This is a genomic window from Limosilactobacillus urinaemulieris (genome assembly GCF_932750685.1).
Lineage (GTDB): Bacteria > Bacillota > Bacilli > Lactobacillales > Lactobacillaceae > Limosilactobacillus > Limosilactobacillus urinaemulieris.
Map to the genome: position 1 here is coordinate 1 of NZ_CAKOBX010000006.1, position 13,339 is coordinate 13,339.

Annotated in this window: 15 protein-coding genes and 1 pseudogene; 11 read left to right on the forward strand and 5 right to left on the reverse strand. The window is 38.2% G+C overall.

Features of this window, described 5'->3' with window-relative positions; genetic code table 11:
- The first annotated feature begins 45 nt into the window (after nucleotides 1–45).
- The 6 genes and pseudogenes from MR181_RS05290 to MR181_RS05315 all read left to right on the forward strand — a co-directional run bounded on the left by MR181_RS05290 (nucleotide 46) and on the right by MR181_RS05315 (nucleotide 3,387).
- Nucleotides 46–495 carry a helix-turn-helix domain-containing protein gene (locus MR181_RS05290; RefSeq protein ID WP_242335747.1) on the forward strand — a complete coding sequence of 150 codons (450 nt, stop codon included), beginning with the start codon at nucleotides 46–48 and terminating at the stop codon, nucleotides 493–495.
- Nucleotides 496–617: 122 nt separating this feature from the next.
- Entirely contained in the window at nucleotides 618–938 is a 321-nt protein-coding gene (locus MR181_RS05295; RefSeq protein ID WP_191910544.1) for an ArsR/SmtB family transcription factor, read from the forward strand.
- Between the two features lie 265 nt (nucleotides 939–1,203).
- A complete protein-coding gene (locus MR181_RS05300) occupies nucleotides 1,204–1,743 on the forward strand; it encodes a flavodoxin family protein (protein WP_242335749.1) in 540 nt (179 codons plus the stop codon).
- A 30-nt stretch (nucleotides 1,744–1,773) separates the two neighbouring features.
- Nucleotides 1,774–2,777: pseudogene (locus MR181_RS05305) on the forward strand (aldo/keto reductase).
- 45 nt (nucleotides 2,778–2,822) lie between these two features.
- Nucleotides 2,823–3,089: a toxin-antitoxin system gene (locus MR181_RS05310; protein WP_191910546.1), complete on the forward strand. Its 267-nt coding sequence runs from the start codon at nucleotides 2,823–2,825 to the stop codon at nucleotides 3,087–3,089.
- Nucleotides 3,079–3,387 (forward strand): type II toxin-antitoxin system RelE/ParE family toxin, encoded by a 309-nt coding sequence (locus tag MR181_RS05315; RefSeq protein ID WP_191910547.1) that lies wholly within the window; start codon nucleotides 3,079–3,081, stop codon nucleotides 3,385–3,387. Before MR181_RS05310 ends, MR181_RS05315 begins: the two co-directional genes overlap by 11 nt.
- Before the next feature lie 204 nt (nucleotides 3,388–3,591).
- On the opposite strand, the gene MR181_RS05320 is transcribed toward MR181_RS05315, so the two are convergent.
- Complete coding sequence (locus tag MR181_RS05320) at nucleotides 3,592–4,467, reverse strand: LysR family transcriptional regulator (RefSeq protein ID WP_242335752.1); 876 nt, start codon at nucleotides 4,465–4,467, stop codon at nucleotides 3,592–3,594.
- 435 nt (nucleotides 4,468–4,902) lie between these two features.
- Between MR181_RS05320 and MR181_RS08865 the strand changes: the two genes are divergently transcribed.
- Nucleotides 4,903–5,049, forward strand: coding sequence for a hypothetical protein (locus MR181_RS08865; protein WP_283584597.1), 147 nt, complete (start codon nucleotides 4,903–4,905; stop codon nucleotides 5,047–5,049).
- A 2-nt stretch (nucleotides 5,050–5,051) separates the two neighbouring features.
- On the forward strand, nucleotides 5,052–6,026 hold the full coding sequence (locus MR181_RS05325; protein ID WP_242335754.1) for an alpha/beta hydrolase: 975 nt from the start codon (nucleotides 5,052–5,054) through the stop codon (nucleotides 6,024–6,026).
- Between the two features lie 81 nt (nucleotides 6,027–6,107).
- Here the strand turns inward: MR181_RS05325 and thrC are convergent, their stop codons facing one another.
- A complete protein-coding gene (gene thrC / locus MR181_RS05330; RefSeq protein ID WP_242335756.1) occupies nucleotides 6,108–7,604 on the reverse strand; it encodes a threonine synthase in 1,497 nt (498 codons plus the stop codon).
- 113 nt (nucleotides 7,605–7,717) lie between these two features.
- On the opposite strand from thrC, the gene MR181_RS05335 reads away from it, so the two are divergent.
- Together MR181_RS05335 and thrB are read left to right on the forward strand one after the other, a co-directional pair.
- Complete coding sequence (locus tag MR181_RS05335) at nucleotides 7,718–8,992, forward strand: homoserine dehydrogenase (protein WP_191910552.1); 1,275 nt, start codon at nucleotides 7,718–7,720, stop codon at nucleotides 8,990–8,992.
- Between the two features lie 14 nt (nucleotides 8,993–9,006).
- Nucleotides 9,007–9,870, forward strand: coding sequence for a homoserine kinase (gene thrB, locus MR181_RS05340; protein WP_242335759.1), 864 nt, complete (start codon nucleotides 9,007–9,009; stop codon nucleotides 9,868–9,870).
- A 112-nt stretch (nucleotides 9,871–9,982) separates the two neighbouring features.
- Here the strand turns inward: thrB and hpt are convergent, their stop codons facing one another.
- Nucleotides 9,983–10,522, reverse strand: coding sequence for a hypoxanthine phosphoribosyltransferase (gene hpt / locus MR181_RS05345; protein WP_242335762.1), 540 nt, complete (start codon nucleotides 10,520–10,522; stop codon nucleotides 9,983–9,985).
- Between the two features lie 238 nt (nucleotides 10,523–10,760).
- Here hpt and MR181_RS05350 point away from each other — a divergent pair, with 238 nt between their 5' ends.
- A complete protein-coding gene (locus tag MR181_RS05350) occupies nucleotides 10,761–11,849 on the forward strand; it encodes a low temperature requirement protein A (RefSeq protein WP_242335765.1) in 1,089 nt (362 codons plus the stop codon).
- Nucleotides 11,850–11,976: 127 nt separating this feature from the next.
- Here the strand turns inward: MR181_RS05350 and MR181_RS08780 are convergent, their stop codons facing one another.
- Both MR181_RS08780 and MR181_RS08785 read right to left on the reverse strand, forming a co-directional pair.
- Nucleotides 11,977–12,402 carry a PALP domain-containing protein gene (locus MR181_RS08780; protein ID WP_277956497.1) on the reverse strand — a complete coding sequence of 142 codons (426 nt, stop codon included), beginning with the start codon at nucleotides 12,400–12,402 and terminating at the stop codon, nucleotides 11,977–11,979.
- Nucleotides 12,393–13,163, reverse strand: coding sequence for a pyridoxal-phosphate dependent enzyme (locus MR181_RS08785; RefSeq protein WP_277956498.1), 771 nt, complete (start codon nucleotides 13,161–13,163; stop codon nucleotides 12,393–12,395). Before MR181_RS08785 ends, MR181_RS08780 begins: the two co-directional genes overlap by 10 nt.
- Nucleotides 13,164–13,339: the final 176 nt, after the last annotated feature.

The window sequence follows — 13,339 nt, forward strand, 5'->3', positions numbered from 1 at the left end:
ACTATGCGGAAAAGGTAACAATCAATGATATTGCGACTGCGGTTAATGTTAGTCCCAAAGAATGTATTCGGTCATTTTCGTAATCTTCTTTCACAAGCCTTGTTGACACTGATCGCTGAAATTAAGCTTCAAGAACAACATCAGCAATTGACGGTTAGCCCACGTGAACGCAGCAAAAATATTTTAGCGTATTTACACAAACACTATGCGGAAAAGGTAACAATCAATGATATTGCGACTGCGGTTAATGTTAGTCCCAAAGAATGTATTCGGTCATTTAAGAAAAACATTCATCAAACGCCAATTGAATATTTATTAAATTACCGGGTTGAGCAGGCAAAGAAATTATTGCGTCAGTCGGAACCTTCGATTACAGATGTTGCTTTGCAGGCGGGATTCAGTACGAGTGCCTATTTTAGTAAAGTATTTAAGGAACGAGTAGGACAGACGCCACGAGAATATCGGCAACAGCAGGATAAGACTATCAATAGTTAGTTTGCTTGACTAGTGATTAAGTAGTAATTAAGGATATAAAGCTAAGGTTTTAATGAAGAGATTAGTGCTGAAGGTTAAAATAATATTATTGACATATCGAAAAATGACGATATAATGAAATCATGAAATTAAATGAAAAACTATTTAAAGCGTTAGCAAATAAAACGCGTCTTGAGATCCTACAGTGGTTGAAAGATCCTGAGAATGAGATTTGTGTACCAACCTGTCTGCCAATCAGAGAAGAAATCAAGAACTATGGTGGTGTTTGTGTTGGTGACCTAGTTAATCAGTCTGGGTTAGCTCAATCGACAATTTCATCTTACCTGACTATGCTGGAGGAGGCGGAACTTGTTATTTCTGAGCGTCATGGTAAGTGGACATACTATCGTCGAAATGAGCAAGCAATCCAGAAACTTAGCGATTTGATAAAGGAAGAATTATAGTGGTTCTTCTTTTATTTTTAGAATAATATATCGTTAAATAGCGATATGTGAATCAGAAGAGGAATATTGGAGGAAGAAAAAATGTTAATCAATCAATTAATTGCAATTGGTGTACTATCACTAATTATTTTTACCCTTGCTGGTGGGAGTACTCCAAAGAGAAAATAATTTAAGATAGTTTCTTTGCATAGTCAATTATTCAATTTAAGTCTTTTATTTTTTCTTGGCAACTAATTACAATGAAAATAGAAAAGGAGCGATTCAAATGAAGAAGATTGTCGTTTTAACCGGTAGTCCCCACCATCCTGGAACATCAGAAAGATTAGCAGATGCATTTGTTAAAGGAGCAACCGAAGCGGGTAATGAGGTATACCGTTTCGATGCTGGTCGCCGGATTAATGAGTTTTCGATGATTCAATTGGAAGATAATCATCCAGGGCAAGAAATCGAAGTAGAACCGGACGACATCATTAAGCAAGAAGTGATGCCCAAGTTATTAGATGCCGATATTGTGGTCCTTGTGAGTTCACTTTATTATTACGGTGTTAATGCTGCTCTTAAAGCAGTAATCGATCGCTTTTATAATTACAATCACGAATTGTATGGCGATAAGAAGGCAATTACGCTGGTTTCTGGTTATGGTCAAGAAGATGCTTTTGCTTCACTAAAGCTATACTTTAAGCAATTACTTAATTACATGCGTTGGGAGCAGGTTGGAAGTGTCCTGGCTGCGGATTCTTGGAATGAAAAGAAGTTAGCAAAGCACGTTCAAGAAGCATACGAATTAGGTGAAGCAATCAAATAATTGTGAATCAGCTGAAGAGGGGTGCCTTAAATGAAGTACAGTCATATTCCGGGAACAGATATTAAGATTTCAAAGTTAGCAATTGGTGGGATGAGTTTTGGGATTCCAGCGGTTAAAACTTATCGGTGGATTTTAGATGAAGACCAGACCGATAAGATGGTACAACATGCCCTCGATTTAGGGATCAACTTTTTTGATACAGCAAATGTCTATGGTGCAGGGACTAGTGAAGAATTTATTGGAAAATCACTAAAGAAGCACCAAATCCCGCGGGAGCAAGTAGCAATTGCCAGCAAGGTGTATTTTAATGATGGACGATTGTCAAAGAAGCAATCAATCGTGAAATTGATGGAACTTTGAAGCGTTTAGGCACTGACTACCTTGACCTATATATCATTCACCGATTTGATTATGATCACCCAATTGAAGAAACAATGGCAGCACTTAATAAGCTTATTGAAGAAGGAAAAGTTCGTGCGATTGGGGCGTCCGCAATGTATGGCTACCAGTTCCAGAACATGCAGCACATTGCGGAGAAAAACGGCTGGCACCAATTTGTGGCAATGGAGAACCACTATAACTTACTTTACCGCGAAGATAAACGTGAGCTAATTCCGATTTGTAAACAAGATGGGGTAATGTTAATGCCATATAGTCCACTGGCTGGTGGTCACCTTGCCCGACCAACTTGAGATAGTTCATCAAAACGGAGTCAAGTGGACACTTCTGCCCGTTCTAAATACGATCATGCTAAGCAACAGGATTTACCGATTATCAGACGGGTGGCAGAATTAGCGGAAAAGTATAACGCCAAGATGTCACAAATCGCCCTTGCCTGGCAATGGGCAAAGGGTGTTACCGCACCTATTATTGGTGCAACTAAGGAGCAGAACCTTGACGATGCTGCCCAGGCAGTTAACATCGAATTAACGCCAGAAGAAGTAGCATATTTGGAAGAGCCATACACGGCTCATGAAATCGTCGGTGCTCTTGATCAAAATCCAGCTGGTCTGTTGCCAAAGGATGTAAAGTAAAGTCTCGCATATAATTATGCTATAATTATATGTGAGGTGAATGTAATGAAATATAAAACTGTTAAGGCACGAAGGCAGGGGACTTCACTAACTTTAACTGTTCCCGCTCAGTTTAAGGTATGTGAAAATGCATTATTTGAACCACAACTATTAGACGATGGGACAATTCAGTATAGTCCTGTTGCAAGTTCGGCTGATATAGAACATGATCGAAAAATGATTGAACGATCATTTGAGTCTGATAAGCTACTTACTGAAGAAGATATGAAGCAGCGCTTTGGAAAATATGGTTGGGGAAAAGATGAAGATTAAATATACCAGTCACTTTGCAGCTTCATTAGATCAAATTATTTCATACTGGCAAACCCAGCTAAAATTATCACCAGAAAAGATCGATCAATTTACGTTTCATATTGATAAAAAGATTAGATTGTTGAAAAATTTTCCAAAACTTGGTCAAGATGTTACTAATTTGTATGGCTTTACTGAACAGACATATCGCCTTTTAATTGGCAGCAGTTATGGAATCTTTTATCGAATTAATTCAAAGAAAAATATAATTATCGTTGGTGCTATTTTTGGCACATCAGAAATGAAAGTCAAATTTTAATTATTTTCTATATCGAGCAAATAAGGTTCGTAGCAGTTAATGCTACGAACCCTATTTTGTTAGCTTGTTAATAATTTGCTGTTGAACTATCTCAAGATCATTATCAACTGCAAGGATATTAAAGAGCTTTGTCTGGAAAATATAAGCTATCACAGGACCAACAATCGACCTCAGTAGCTGGACCGGAGTATTTATATTGTTATTCTAGTCTAATGATGCCAATAAATGTTGGGTAAATAACTTAGCCACTTTAGACTGGGTGACATTCTTTTTCCAAATAATGTTTGTTGATTCAGAAATAGATGGTGAAAGCGGCCGGAAGGTGAGTTCGCTGTTGTTTGAAGTGTTGAGGAGGTTATCGAAAGTAAGAATGTAGGCACTCCCTTGTTTAACCATTAACTCCGCATTAAAAACTAACGTGTAAGTACCGATAATGTTAATTTCTTTTCCTACGTTACCCCACCAATCCTGGAAGCGGTGTTCATCAAGAGCTTGCTCGGATACCAGAAGCGGAAGACCAATAAGATCAGCGGGTCCAATAACATTTTTTTGAGCAAGGGGATCGTCTTTTTGCATGGCTAATCCCCACCGATCAGTTTCCGGTAATTGAAGATGATGGTAGCTGTCAAGACTACGGTGAGCCATTAAGACCGCAAAATCAATGGTACCGTGTTTTAATGCAGTTTCCATTTCATCAGCATTTCCGCTAACTAGCCGAATTTTAACATCAGGATAGTCCTGAATAATCCCGCTTAGTACTTCCATGATTCGCTGCATTCCAATACTTTCGCCAGCACCAATTGAGAGCGTCCCAGTAACAACTTGTTCCTTTTGGATATTAGTGGCTGTTTGATCCGCAAGTTGAATAATTTCTTTTGCACGAGCTTGGAGATACTCGCCTTCGTCTGTTAAAGTAATTTGCCGATGCCCACGGATAAATAATTTGACACCAAGTTCACTTTCTAAATCTGCTAGTTGCTTTGATAATGTCGGTTGAGATACTAGTAGTTCTCGAGCAGCTTTGGTGATATTTCGTTGTTGGGCAACAGCGAGAAAGTAACGTAAAACCCGAAGTTCCATATGATCCTCTCCCATAACTAAAAGCTATTTTTAATCATATTATATAAGCATTTCACATCATAGCAAAGGGAAAATATAATAAAGACAGTTAATTAAAAGAGGTGAGTGATAATTACAAAGCAGTTAAAAGTGGATCAACGATTATTAGAGCAGAATCAACGGCTGTTACGTCATCTGAATACCTCTTGCTTGAATGACCGCCAAATCAAGTAGTTATTAAATGAGATTTTTGGTTATCAGATAGAAGATAGTAATCAGTTTTTATTACCGTTTTACAGTGACTATGGTCGAAATATTAAGCTTGGCAAAAATATTTCAGTCAGTTGCAATGTCACGATAGCAGATAAGGCCGGAATTAGGATTGGTGATAACGTTGAGATTGGCTCTTCGACCTCATTATTAACCGTTGATGGTAATCAAAGCGGACCGATTGTCATCGATTCAGGTGTGAAAATTGGTGGAAACGTAATTATTTTGCCGAATGTTCATATTGGAACTGATGCAGTAATTAGTGCTGGGTCAATTATTACTCACGATATTCCAGCAAGAGAAAATATTTCATACGTATACGAGGAGAGATAACAATGCAAGAATTACATTTAACTCAAGAATGGGATAAGGTATTTCCTAAAAGCGATAAAGTTGATCACAAAAAAGTAACTTTTACTAACCACTTTGGTATTACTTTAGCAGCAGACCAATACACACCGAAGAACTACGAAGGCAAGTTACCGGCATTGGCAGTGGCTGGACCTTTCGGGGCAGTGAAGGAACAGTCTAGTGGCTTGTATGCTCAAACGATGGCGGAACGGGGCTACTTGACAATTGCCTTTGATCCATCCTTTACTGGCGAAAGTGGTGGCGATGTCCGCGATGTTTTTTCATTGGATATTAATACTGAAGATTACCAAGCTGCAGTGGACTATTTAAGTAACCTAGATAATGTTGAGCCAGAGGAAATCGGCATTATCGGTATCTGTGGTTGGGGCGGAATTTCTCTCAATGCTGCCGCAATTGATCCGCGGATTAAGGCCACCGCTGCTGTAACAATGTACGATATGCCACGGATTGGTGTGAATGGCTATTTTGATCAAGGAACCGCTGATGACCGTTATGAAAGTAAAAAACAAATTGCTGAGCAGCGAACTAAAGAATATGGTCAAAAGAATTTAGCTAAAGCTGGTGGCTGCTACGATTACCCCGCTCCTGATGATCAACCAGACTTTGTCAAGCAGTACAGTGCTTATTACAAGACCAAGCGTGGTTACCACAAGCGTTCAGTTAACTCCAATGAAGGTTGGGTATTGCAGAGTCAGCCAGCTTGGATGAACGCTAAGATTTTGGTTCACCCCGAAGACCTTAAGAATGCAGTTTTGATTGTTCATGGTGAGAAGGCCCACTCACGTTATATGGGTGAAGATACCTTTAAGAAATTAAAGGGTGATAATAAGGAATTAGTAATTGTCCCTGGTGCAACGCATACTGACTTATACGATGGTGGCGACCATGATTATATTCCGTTTGACAAGATTGATAGTTTCTTTAAGAAGAACCTGTAGTAATAATTAGCAAAAACCGAAGCATCCTAGAATTGCGAATATTTCTAGGGTACTTCGGTTAATTTAAAATGATCAAAATTATTAATACGTTGAAGTAAGTAACTTACTAATCGTTTCTTCCATTTTGGTTGGCTGGATTACTTGCTCAGCTCGGATTGACTGATTGAATAAGGCTTGAACATTATTACTGAAAGGCTGCTGGATAATATTTTGCAAATCTTGAACGGCTGCTAAGCCTGAACTTGATACTGATTTTCCGGTAATAGCCTTGTAAACTGTTTCAGGGAACTTATACGGACTAGCCGTTGATACAATAACCGTTGGTGTCTTGTCATTATGGCTGGCTTGGTATTGCTTAGTAACAAATGAAGCAACAGCCGTATGGGGATCAATCAGGTAACCATCTGCTTCATAAATCCGCTGGATCTCTTGGATGACCTGATCCTGAGTAGCAAATCCGGCAGCAAACTGATGATCTAACTGTTCTTTAATGGCAGAATTGATTTGGTAATGACCCTCTTGTGCTAATTGGTTCATATACCTACTAATTAGTTCAGCATTATTACCAGCTAAATCAAATAATAGTCGCTCTAAATTGCTGGATACTAAGATATCCATTGCGGGAGAATTAGTTAAGTAAAACTGACGCTGACGGTTGTATTCTCCGGTTTTGAAAAAGTCAGTCAGAACATTATTTTCATCAGAAGCACAAATCAATTTATTAACTGGCAATCCTAACTTCTTAGCGTAATAGCCAGCTAGGATATCACCAAAATTACCAGTAGGGACGGCAAAGTTCAGGGCATCGCCAACCTTAATTTTACCCTTATCTACCAGTTGACCATAGGCACTAAAGTAGTAAGCAATCTGTGGAATTAAGCGCCCGATATTCATTGAATTAGCTGAGGAGAATTGATAGCCGTTTTGTTGGAGTTGATGATTAAATGTGGTATCGTTAAAAATTCGTTTGACTTCAGTCTGGGCATCGTCAAAGTTACCTTCGATTGCAATAGCAGTAAGGTTATTCCCCCGTTGGCCCAACATTTGTTTCAATTGAACGGGACTAACTCCTCCATGGGGATAAAAGACAATTACTTGTGTACCGGACTGATTACTAAATCCCCGCATAGCAGCTGTTCCCGTATCGCCGGAAGTAGCAGTTAAAATAATAATTTTATTACTGATTTGTTCAATAGTAACTGCTGAGGTCATTAGATAGGGAAGAATTTGCAGTGCAACATCTTTAAAAGCTAAAGTCGGTCCATGAAAAAGTTCTAGGTAGTAATTATTTGAATGACTATTAGAAATAGGGGTAATTTGTTGACTATCCCATTGGTCGCCATAAGCCTGCTCGATACTTTTTTGTAGCTGATCAGGGGTAAAATCGTCGAAAAACAGGGTTAGGATCAGGTGTACAATTTGCTGATAAGTCATCTTAGGTAAGTTTTCGATCGGTAAAGATAAAGAAGGAAATTTGGTGGGGACTAGCAAACCACCGTCATCTGCTAGCCCCTTAATAATGGCTTGGGGTGCGTTTAAGTTTTTATCTAGTGGACCGCGTGTACTACGGTATTGCATATCATTACCTCCAATTATGACTAAAATCGTAACTCTTTGTTTGATATTGTACCTGTCTTAACGGTATGTTACAATCGGAAAATGAAAAAATAATGAGAAAATGAGGTGGCATTATGGAAACCGTTCAGATAGGAATGCTAGGTCTTGGAACAGTTGGATCTGGCGTACTACAAATGATTCAGAATAATGAAGATAAGGTGGCTAATGTCACCGGACGACAACTTAATGTTAAAAAAGTATTAGTAAAACATCCCGAGCGTCATCAGAAAGTCCAGGGAGGAATCGAGTTAACGACTGATATTCAGGAAATTATCAATGATCAAGAAATTCAAATTGTGGTAGAGCTGATTGGTGGAATCCACCCTGCAAAAGAATATATTGAAATGGCATTACGCTCCCGAAAAAACGTTGTGACGGCAAATAAGGACTTGATTGCAACATATGGACCAGAATTAAGCCGACTAGCCCATGATAATGATTGCGATCTAATGTATGAAGCAAGTGTCGCTGGGGGAATTCCAATTTTACGGACAATTAATAATAGTTTCTCTGCTGACAAAATAACGGAGGTCAAGGGAATTGTTAACGGAACCACTAACTACATTTTGACACAGATGAGTCAGCAAGGGTGGTCGTACGAAAAAGCATTACGCGAAGCACAAAAATTAGGTTTTGCTGAGGCAGATCCAACGAATGACGTTACTGGAAAAGATGCTGCATTTAAAATGGTAATCCTTAGTCAGTTTGCATTCGGTATTCAATTAACGATTAATGATTTTAACGTAACTGGAATTGACCGATTGAGTGCCTTCGATGTTCAACAAGCGGGGAAATTTGGTTATGTAATTAAACTAGTAGGGATTTCGCGGGTAATTAATGATGGCGTCTTTGTCGAAGTAGCTCCGGTTTTGGTCCCAGTAGATCATCCGTTAGCTACCATCAATAATGAATACAATGCAGTAATGGTCACTGGTCAAGCAGTAGGAGACACCCTGTTTTATGGGCGTGGTGCAGGTGGATTGCCAACCGCAAATAGTGTTTTAAGTGATATCACTTCAGTTACTAAGAATCTTGTGTTAAAAACTAACGGTAACTTCTTTAATAATTATCAGCAGCGTTATATCCCAGCTACTACTGATCAAGTTGCATATCCATACTTTTTATCCATTACGATGCCGGATATAACTGGTCAAATGCTTAAGTTAACGCAAATTATGACAGAGATTAATGCCAGTTTTAGCCAAATTACCCAAACAGAAGCAAATGGAATAGCTCGGATAGTAATTATTACTCATGCAATGAGCGGGTCGCAGTTACATGAATTTAAGGCACAGATTGCTAGTGAGCCAACCATTAATCTTGATGCTGCTTATAAGGTTTTAAAATAATGGGGGATGAGTAAATGAAAATTAAGGTTCCTGCTTCCAGTGCCAATCTTGGCCCGGGTTTTGATTCAATTGGACTTGCGGTTTCACTATATTTAAATGTAACGGTTAAGGGATCCGCTAAAAAATGGCAAGTTGATCACCAGTTAGGAGATTTACCGCATGATGAGGATAATATGATCGTTCAAACCGCTCTCCAAGTTGCGCCTCAACTCTCGCCCCAACATCTTGAAGTCAGCAGTGATATTCCGGTTACTCATGGGTTAGGAAGCAGTTCTAGCGCAATTGTTGCTGGGATTGAATTAGCAAACCAACTAGCAAATCTCAAATTAACCAAGGCAGCCAAGGTAGAAATTGCCAGTCAAATAGAGGGCCATCCTGATAATGTTGCTCCAGCGATCCTTGGTGGCTTAGTGGTGGGGACTAACGTTGCTCAACATTTCGATGCAGTGGAAGCTCCTCTACCACCATATGATTTTGTGGCTTATATTCCGACATATTGCTTAGCAACCAAGAAGGCTCGTGCAGTTCTACCACGTCAGTTAGACTATCATGCTGCTACCCATGCCAGTGCGGTTGCTAACACATTAGTAGCAGCATTATTTAAACAGAATTACTCATTAGTAAAAGAGCTTATGGAGGCTGATGACTTTCATGAACAATATCGGGCACAACTGGTACCAGAATTAATGACTATTCGACAATTAGGTCATATTTATGATGCAGCAACCTATTTAAGCGGCGCCGGTCCCACGATTATGACAATGATTACCCCAGAAAAAACGGCAGCATTTATTGAGGCACTTCGTAAAAATGGATTATCTGATCGCATTGAAGTTTTACATCCAGATCGGAATGGTGTGGTCGTCGATGATCAGTAAATTGTGGATTTTAAAGCCGTAAAGTGAATGATAAGTGATAAAAAAAGAGCGGACAGTAATTTACCTCAAGGGTATACACCATGAGCTAATTGTTACTGTCTGCTCTCTTTTATTATTTTTCATAAACTGATCGTTTTAACACACCAACATAGGGAAGGTTACGATAGAGTCCATTATAATCAAGACCATAGCCAACGATAAATTCATTAGGTACTGTAAAACCAAGATAATCAATTTTTACGGGTGTTTCGCGACGTTCCGGTTTATCCAAAAGTGAACAAATTTCAACGCTTTTTGCACCGCGACTAGCAAATAATTTATTCAAAAATTCTAAAGTATGCCCCGTATCAATAATATCTTCAATCATTAAAACGGGTCTACCACTAACGTCATGGGAAAGGTCACGTAATAAACGGACTTTACCTGATGATTTAGAACTATCTTCATAGCTGGAAACATCGACATAATCAATGTTTAATTTGAAGTCAAGCCTCTTCATTAATTCGGATGCAAACATCATTGCTCCTGTCATCACTGGGACAACAACTGGAAGTTCATCATGATATTTTGCGGAAAGAATAGTCGCTAGTTCATCGGCTCGTTGACTAATTTGTTCCTGAGTGTATAAAACCTTTTCAATGTCGTTATTCATTTTCATTCTCCCTCATAATGTTCGATATTTACGAACAATATAACTGGTTAGTATTTATTAACGTTAGAATTCTATCATAAGTTGTGATGATTTAAAGACTTTTTAAAAGAAAATTATGATAATCTAACCGGGAAACATTTAAATTTCATGATTAGCTCTTGATCGCTTAAATTATTAACTAAAATCTTTTATAATGGCTAAATGAAAACTTACCAAATTATAAAAGGAGGGGAGCGTTTTGCAAAAAATTATCGCTAAACGGGTTTCAATGTTGGAACTATTTTATGACCTGATTTTTGTCTATGCAATTTCTAAAATCACCGCAATGATTCATCATCCCGTTGCCGGTGGGATTCCGCTATTTAATTACATTGAATTTGTTTTTGTTGTTATTATGGTAATGCAGATATGGCTTTATCAGGCATTATATATTAATCGCTTCGGTAAAAGTCGCATCATTGATACAATTGGTTTGCTAATCAGTATGTATGCAATGACGTATCTTGCTAATAACATCAACACTGAATGGTCGGTCACATTTAGAACTTTTAATTCGGCAGTGGTACTAATAGTTGCTGGTTTAATTTGGCAGTACCTCTGTGGTTCAGGAAAACACCCGATGCGCGATCATGATGTCCGGGCCTTTGTAGTAACTTTAATATTAGAATTAATTGCTGTATTAAGCGGCTTACTAATCGGGTATCACTATGGCATTTTCCTGTGTGTATTAGGTGGTTTAATTGGCTTTTTAATGCCATTAGCTGTATATCAACAATTTGTTCCAAAGAACGTGAACTTTCCGCATTTATTGGAACGACTCGGCTTGATTATTATCATTACTTTTGGTGAATCGTTAGTTAATATTACGCGTTACTTCAATGGTTCGATAATTCAGCCGTTTCCTGCATTAATTTTTATACTACTGGTGACAATGTTTGGTGCATATATTATCCAAGACGAACTGCTTATTAATCACCACCAGCGTTCACGCGGATTTGTCTTAATGTATTCGCACGTATTTATGGTAATTGCCCTTCTTTCGATGACGGCAGGGCTTGATTATCTTGCTGAATCAGGGGTATCACGGATGAATTTATGGCTATTATTGTCGATCAGCATTTTGGGATACTATCTATGTCTTGTGGCAAATGGCGTTTATAACCATCGTGATGTTAAATTACAGTTAAAAGATTATTGTGTGATGTTGATGATCTTCCTAATTGGTACGGGAATTTCATTTTATGGGATGCAAAGTAACTTTGGCTTAATTACCGGTTTTGCTCTTTGTGGCATTAGTGAATTTCTATGGTTATTAAAGATAAGCTGAGTAAGGAAATAGTTAAAGATTGAAGAACGGGATAGAGAATTTGGTAGAAGCGAATTCTCTATCCCGTTTTCGGTAAAAAAGATCTACTTATTTCAAGACATAAATATGAAATTGAAATAACTACTTTTTAGCTAATTGTTTTAATTATTTCTTGATATACCTGCTTGTCTGTATCGCCTTCGGTATTAATGACTAGTACTCGCGCTTTGGCGTCTAATCCTATTTTTTTACGGAGGTGTTGATCCTGGAGAACGGCATTAACATAGGCAAAGGCTGCAACTCCAGATTCACCGGAAATAATTTTTGAATCAGTTCCAACGGGGGTTGATAGGGTGCGCATTCCAATTCGTGCAATGTTATCTGTCAGTGTTCCATAAAAACTGGCAGTATCACGAATTACTGGAAATGAAATTAAACTTGGTGTCTGACAATTTAGCCCAGCCATAATCGTGCGAGGTGATCCAGGAACGGTGTGCAAGTTATTATCCGCTACCTGTGCGGATAGATAGTAACAGGCAACAGTTGCTGGTTCAACAATTGTAATTACTGGCATTTATCTTTTTGCAATAAACTATATAAGACATCGATAATTTCAGATGATAATTGACCAACTCCTGCTTGTAAGAAGATATGTGTAGGATAATTGTCGGTGTCTATTTGTCTAAGAATTTCGGTGACGATAATAGAATATCCTGCAGAAATCGCTTGTGGAATTTCTGTATAGCCTTCCCAAGCCATATCTTGAATTAAAATCCCGTTTGGATCTTTGTCAGCAAGCTGTTTAACAAGCTGAACAGTATCGTCGTAGTTTTTATCTGTTATTTCTACATTCACATTATTAAACGCAGCAATATGTTCTGCACGTATCTTAGTTGAACCTGCAGGCATCTTAACTATTGCGTGAGTACTTAATTTTTCGGCCGCCCAAGCCACACCGCGACCATGATTACCATCAGTAGCAGTATAAAAAGTGATTTGGTCAGCGACTTTTCTTATCAACGGTGTCATTAATTGAGAATATTTCAAATTCTTTGTTGATAATCCGGCTTGTTTAGCAATACAATATGCCATTGCGTATAAACCACCGGTAGCTTTAAAGGCTTTTAGGGCTTTGCTGAATCGTTGAGATTCATCTTTTACATAAAGACTACCGATATTATTCTTTTTAGCATACTGCTTCAAATTAATTAATGGTGTTGGTTGATAAAATGGTACTGATTGATAAAAGTTTGCAACTTGTTTCACAATTTTAGCATCGTTAAAAGGATGATTGCCAATTTTAAATGGTGATTTAATAAGTTGGATTTCTGTCATAATTAGTTTCTTCCTTAATATTCAAGCTAACAAAGTCTGATGATCTATGTCAAATACGCTTAAGATACGTAATTGCGTAGTAGCTAAACAAGTGGAATATAATTTCAATATTATGGTTAATTAGTTGCTTGAAGAAAAAATATGCTTACTTAGAAAGTAGTAGCACTACTAATCTT

What these genes read in the sequence shown, in the direction of transcription:
- hpt (WP_242335762.1), bottom strand. Translation starts at nt 10,522, where the DNA reads ATGAATAACGACATTGAAAAGGTTTTATACACTCAGGAACAAATTAGT.
- MR181_RS05335 (WP_191910552.1), top strand. Translation starts at nt 7,718, where the DNA reads ATGGAAACCGTTCAGATAGGAATGCTAGGTCTTGGAACAGTTGGATCT.
- MR181_RS08780 (WP_277956497.1), bottom strand. Translation starts at nt 12,402, where the DNA reads ATGCCAGTAATTACAATTGTTGAACCAGCAACTGTTGCCTGTTACTAT.
- thrB (WP_242335759.1), top strand. Translation starts at nt 9,007, where the DNA reads ATGAAAATTAAGGTTCCTGCTTCCAGTGCCAATCTTGGCCCGGGTTTT.
- MR181_RS05310 (WP_191910546.1), top strand. Translation starts at nt 2,823, where the DNA reads ATGAAATATAAAACTGTTAAGGCACGAAGGCAGGGGACTTCACTAACT.
- MR181_RS08785 (WP_277956498.1), bottom strand. Translation starts at nt 13,163, where the DNA reads ATGACAGAAATCCAACTTATTAAATCACCATTTAAAATTGGCAATCAT.
- MR181_RS05320 (WP_242335752.1), bottom strand. Translation starts at nt 4,467, where the DNA reads ATGGAACTTCGGGTTTTACGTTACTTTCTCGCTGTTGCCCAACAACGA.
- MR181_RS05290 (WP_242335747.1), top strand. Translation starts at nt 46, where the DNA reads ATGTTAGTCCCAAAGAATGTATTCGGTCATTTTCGTAATCTTCTTTCA.
- MR181_RS05325 (WP_242335754.1), top strand. Translation starts at nt 5,052, where the DNA reads ATGCAAGAATTACATTTAACTCAAGAATGGGATAAGGTATTTCCTAAA.
- MR181_RS05295 (WP_191910544.1), top strand. Translation starts at nt 618, where the DNA reads ATGAAATTAAATGAAAAACTATTTAAAGCGTTAGCAAATAAAACGCGT.
- thrC (WP_242335756.1), bottom strand. Translation starts at nt 7,604, where the DNA reads ATGCAATACCGTAGTACACGCGGTCCACTAGATAAAAACTTAAACGCA.
- MR181_RS05315 (WP_191910547.1), top strand. Translation starts at nt 3,079, where the DNA reads ATGAAGATTAAATATACCAGTCACTTTGCAGCTTCATTAGATCAAATT.
- MR181_RS05300 (WP_242335749.1), top strand. Translation starts at nt 1,204, where the DNA reads ATGAAGAAGATTGTCGTTTTAACCGGTAGTCCCCACCATCCTGGAACA.